Here is a 4,037-nt window from a genome sequence, read left to right as displayed (position 1 = left end):
GTCCGCCCGCTGCCCTTGCCGGACCCGGGTCCCGCGCCCGTTCCGGAGCCGGCGCCTGCTCCCGCGGGTGAGCCCGCGCCGGAGCCCGCCCCCGAAACGGCCACCGAACCCGCACCCGAACCCGCGCCCGAAACGGTGCCGCGGTGATCCAGGCTTTCCTCGCGTATCTGCTGTGGGGCGCGTTCCCGCTGTACTTCCCGCTGCTGCAGCCGGCGGGCCCGGTGGAGATCCTCGCGCACCGGTTCGTGTGGACCCTCGTGGTCATGGCGGTGATCCTGCTGGTCATGCGCAAGTGGCGCGAACTGCGGGAGGCGTCGCGGCGCACGTGGGGCATCGTCGCCGCCGCGGCGTTTTTCATTGCGGTCAATTGGGGCGTGTACGTCTACGCGGTCAACTCGGGCCACATCGCCGAGGCGGCGCTGGGCTACTTCATCAATCCGCTGGTGTCGGTGCTGCTCGGGGTGATCTTCCTCAAGGAGCGGCTGTCGGTGCTGCAGAAATGGTCGGTGGGCATCGCCGCGATCGCGGTGATCGTGCTGACCATCGGCGTGGGCCGGCCCCCGGTCATCGCCCTGCTGCTGGCGTTCAGCTTCGGCTTCTATGGGCTGATGAAGAAGCGCGTCGACCTCTCCGCCACCGCCTCGCTGACGGCGGAGTCGGCGATCATGACGCCGCTGGCCATCGCCTACCTCGCCTTCCTCGGCGCGCAGGGCACCGGCACCTTCACCGCGCACGGGCCCGGGCACGCGCTGCTCCTGGTGTCCGCGGGCTTTGCGACGGCCGTGCCCCTTCTCCTGTTCGGCATCGGCGCTAAGAAGATCCCGCTGTCCACCATCGGCCTGATGCAGTACATCACGCCGATGATGCAGATGAGCATCGCCATCTTCATCGCGGGCGAGCATCTGGAACCGGCCCGCTGGATCGGCTACGTCATCATCTGGGTGGCGGTGGCGGTGTTCGTCGCCGACATCGTCCTGCGCCACGGGCGCAACCGCCGGCGCAGGCGCGCAGAACGACTCGGCGCCTGAGCCCGGGCGAGCGAGGCCCCTATCCCTCGAACAGTCCGCGGAGATGGTCGTTGAGGAACACGCCGTTCGGGTCGAGTCGGCGGCGCAGCTGCGCGACGTCGTCGAAAAGCGGGTAGCGCTCGCGCAACTGCTCCGCGCCAAGCGTGTGCAGCTTGCCCCAGTGCGGGCGGCCGCCCGCGGCGAGGAAGATCGGCTCCAGCAGATCGAAGTACTCGCGGTACTCCTCGCGGTGGTAGCGGTGCACGGCGATGTACGCGCTGTCGCGGCCGTACGCGGTGGACAGCGCGACGTCGTCGCCCTTGGCGGCGCGGATCTCCAGCGGGAACGACACCCACGCATGGTGGCGGTCGATGGTGCGGCGGACCTCGTCGAGGACCTCCGGCAGCGAATCCAGCGGGACGGCGTACTCCATCTCGGAGAAGCGGACGCGGCGCGGCGAGACGAAGACCTTGTGGGCCTCGTCGACGTAGCGGCGGGTGGACACCGTCTTCGCGGCGAAGGCGTTGAGCTTCCGCGTCAGCTTCGGCGCGGCCTTCGCGGCCTCGCACATGGCCAGCAGGCCCGCGTTGTTGATCACCTCGTCGGCGATGAACTCGCCCGCGCGCCCGAGCAGGCCGGGATCGTTCGCGGACTCCATGCCCTCGACGCCGGGCAGGCGGGTGTTCTCCTTGACCAGCGCCAGATCGGTGCCGGGGAACCAGTAGAACTCCATGTGGTCGACGGCGGCGACGCGCTCCGGGAAGGTGCGGCGGACCTCGTCGAAATTCTCGGCGTGCTCGTCGGCGGACAGGCGGAAGGCGGGCACGCCCTCCAGGGTCAGCTCGGTGATCACGCCGAAGATGCCCAGGCTCAGCCGGCCCAGGCGGAACAGGTCGCCGGCCGTGCCAGGGGCGCCATCGTAGGCGTGGACCTCCTCGCCGTCGGCGCCGACGATGCGGAAGCCCTTGACCATCCCCGCAAACCCGGTGAAGCCGAGGCCCGTGCCGTGGGTGCCCGTGGACACCGCGCCGGCCAGCGCCTGCGGATCGACGTCGCCCTGGTTGGCCAACGCCAGCCCGCGGGGGCGAAGGATGCCCGGCACGTCGCGCAGGCGGGTGCCGGCCTGCAGCGTCACGGTGCCCGCGTCGGCATCGGAGCCCACGAACCCGGTCATCTTGTCCAGCTGCACCCGGTGACCGTCGGTGACGGCGACCGGGGTGAAAGAATGGCCCGCGCCCAGGGGGCGGACGGTGCTTCCCGACGCCACCGCGTCGCGCACGATCCGCCCGACTTCGCCGGCGTCGGCCGGCTGGTGGACGGTGCCGGGCACGCACGTCTGGGTGCCCGCCCAGTTGCTCCAGGTTTTGCCGCTCACGAGTAGATCAGTCCCTTCCCTCGGTAGGTGGCCCAGCGGCCGATGATGGCGCCATCGGAGACGACGATGGCTTCGTTTGCGTGCTCGGCGGTTTCGCCGGCCTTCGTGTGGCGGAACCACACCGGATCGCCGATGCGCAGGCCGCGTGCGGCGTCGCCGGTCAGCGGCGTCTGCACCTCGCCCGGGCCCTCGTCCTTCGCGTAGGCGAGGCCGGCGGGGAAGACGGGGCTGGGCAGGCGGTCCTCGCCGGCGGGTCCGGAGGCGATGCGCCCGCCGCCGGCGACGGTGACCGTGTCCGGCTTCGGGCGCCTGACGACGGGCAGGACGAACCAGCTCGCCGGGCGCAACGTGAATGCGCGGTAGTTGTCGAAGAGCGTGGGCGCGACGAACCCGGAACCGGCGGCGGCCTCGGTGACGGCGCGTTCGGCGCACGTGGATTCCAGGGAACCGGTGCCCCCGCCGTTGACCAGCTCGAGCTTTCCGACGGCCGACTCGACGGCCGAGACGACCTTCGCGCGGCGCTTGGCCAATTCCTTGCGCGACAGCTTCTGCATGACGCGAATGCCCGCGTCGCGGGGGCCGGCGCCGGCGTCGCCGAGGCCGGCGATGTGGCCCTCGTACATCATCACGCCGATGACCCGCAGCCCCGGCGTCGAGTCCACCGCGCGGGCGAGATCGGCGGCCTGGCGGGGCGAATGGGCGGGGGAGCGCAGCGTGCCGATGTGCACGCCCGGCGCCGGCTTCCACGAGGCGTCGATGTCCAGGCAGACCCGCAGCGGCGCATCCTCGGAGGCGTGGCGGGCGATCCCGGGCAGCTGCTCGGCGGAGTCCACCATGATCGCGATGGCGGCGCGCGCCCCGGCATCCGCGGACAGCTCGGCCAGCGCGGCGTCGTCGGCGGTGGGGTAGGCCACGAGAATGTCGTCGCTGACGCCCTCGGCGTAGAGCATCAGGGCCTCGGGCAACGTGTACGCCAGCACGCCCTGGAAACCCGGCTTGGCCAGGACGTGCCTGATCAGCTCGGGGATGCGCAGCGACTTCGACGCCACGCGGATCGGCGTGCCGCCCGCCCTGCGGAGCATGTCGTCGGCGTTGGCGTCGACGGCGTCGAGGTCGACGACGAGGGCGGGGAGGCGCTCGTCGGCGACCGCCGCCCGGAGCTCGCGGGGCACTGGATCTGGAGCGGTGAGGGCCGGTGCATTCATGTGGAAAAGATTACGCCTCGCACATGAAAGAAGCGGACAATTCGGGCAATTTTGTCAAGGCCCCGAAGTCGGGGTGCGCGGCGAACCGCGGGGGCGTGGGCGGATTCCGGGCGGATCCCGGGCGTCGTCAAGCAAAAAAGCCCCGCGCCACCCGGAGGTGATGCGGGGCGCGGGCCCGAAACCGGACCCGTGCGGGGCCTAGACCAGCCAGCTGTAGCGCGAGGCGTCGGTCTCCGAGGAGATGACGTCGCCATCGACGAGGTAGCCGGCCGCGACCGGGCGGCGGTCCATCGAGGCGATGGCGTTGTTCAGGGCCTGGGCGGGGAAGAGGGTGAAGACGCCGTCGGGCAGGGGAGCGAACATCGCGTGTCCTTTCCTTGGAGGGCCCGTCCGGGAGATCCGGCCGGGTACGTCGCCCCGGATGATTTCCATGGGCCAAACGTGAGGATG

General features: G+C 71.1%; 4 protein-coding genes. 1 reads left to right on the top strand and 3 read right to left on the bottom strand.

All coding sequences use genetic code 11. The annotated features are described in order from the left end of the window. Positions 1-143: 143 nt before the first annotated feature. Complete coding sequence (rarD, locus tag GX015_RS09075; RefSeq protein ID WP_291344535.1) at positions 144-1,028, top strand: EamA family transporter RarD; 885 nt, start codon at positions 144-146, stop codon at positions 1,026-1,028. A gap of 19 nt (positions 1,029-1,047) precedes the next feature. On the opposite strand, the gene GX015_RS09070 is transcribed toward rarD, so the two are convergent. The 3 genes from GX015_RS09070 to GX015_RS09060 form a co-directional block, all read right to left on the bottom strand. Further along, on the bottom strand, positions 1,048-2,382 hold the full coding sequence (locus tag GX015_RS09070) for a D-arabinono-1,4-lactone oxidase (RefSeq protein ID WP_291344533.1): 1,335 nt from the start codon (positions 2,380-2,382) through the stop codon (positions 1,048-1,050). Then, the gene (locus GX015_RS09065) at positions 2,379-3,587 is read right to left on the bottom strand and encodes an alanine racemase (RefSeq protein WP_291344531.1); all 1,209 of its coding nucleotides are present in this window, start codon (positions 3,585-3,587) and stop codon (positions 2,379-2,381) included. Before GX015_RS09065 ends, GX015_RS09070 begins: the two co-directional genes overlap by 4 nt. A gap of 198 nt (positions 3,588-3,785) precedes the next feature. After that, positions 3,786-3,950: a hypothetical protein gene (locus GX015_RS09060; protein ID WP_168937732.1), complete on the bottom strand. Its 165-nt coding sequence runs from the start codon at positions 3,948-3,950 to the stop codon at positions 3,786-3,788. Positions 3,951-4,037: the final 87 nt, after the last annotated feature.

This window comes from Corynebacterium sp., from assembly GCF_012837295.1.
GTDB lineage: Bacteria > Actinomycetota > Actinomycetes > Mycobacteriales > Mycobacteriaceae > Corynebacterium.
The sequence above is the reverse complement of the archived record's forward strand: the minus strand, read 5'-3'. Positions and strand labels throughout refer to the sequence as shown.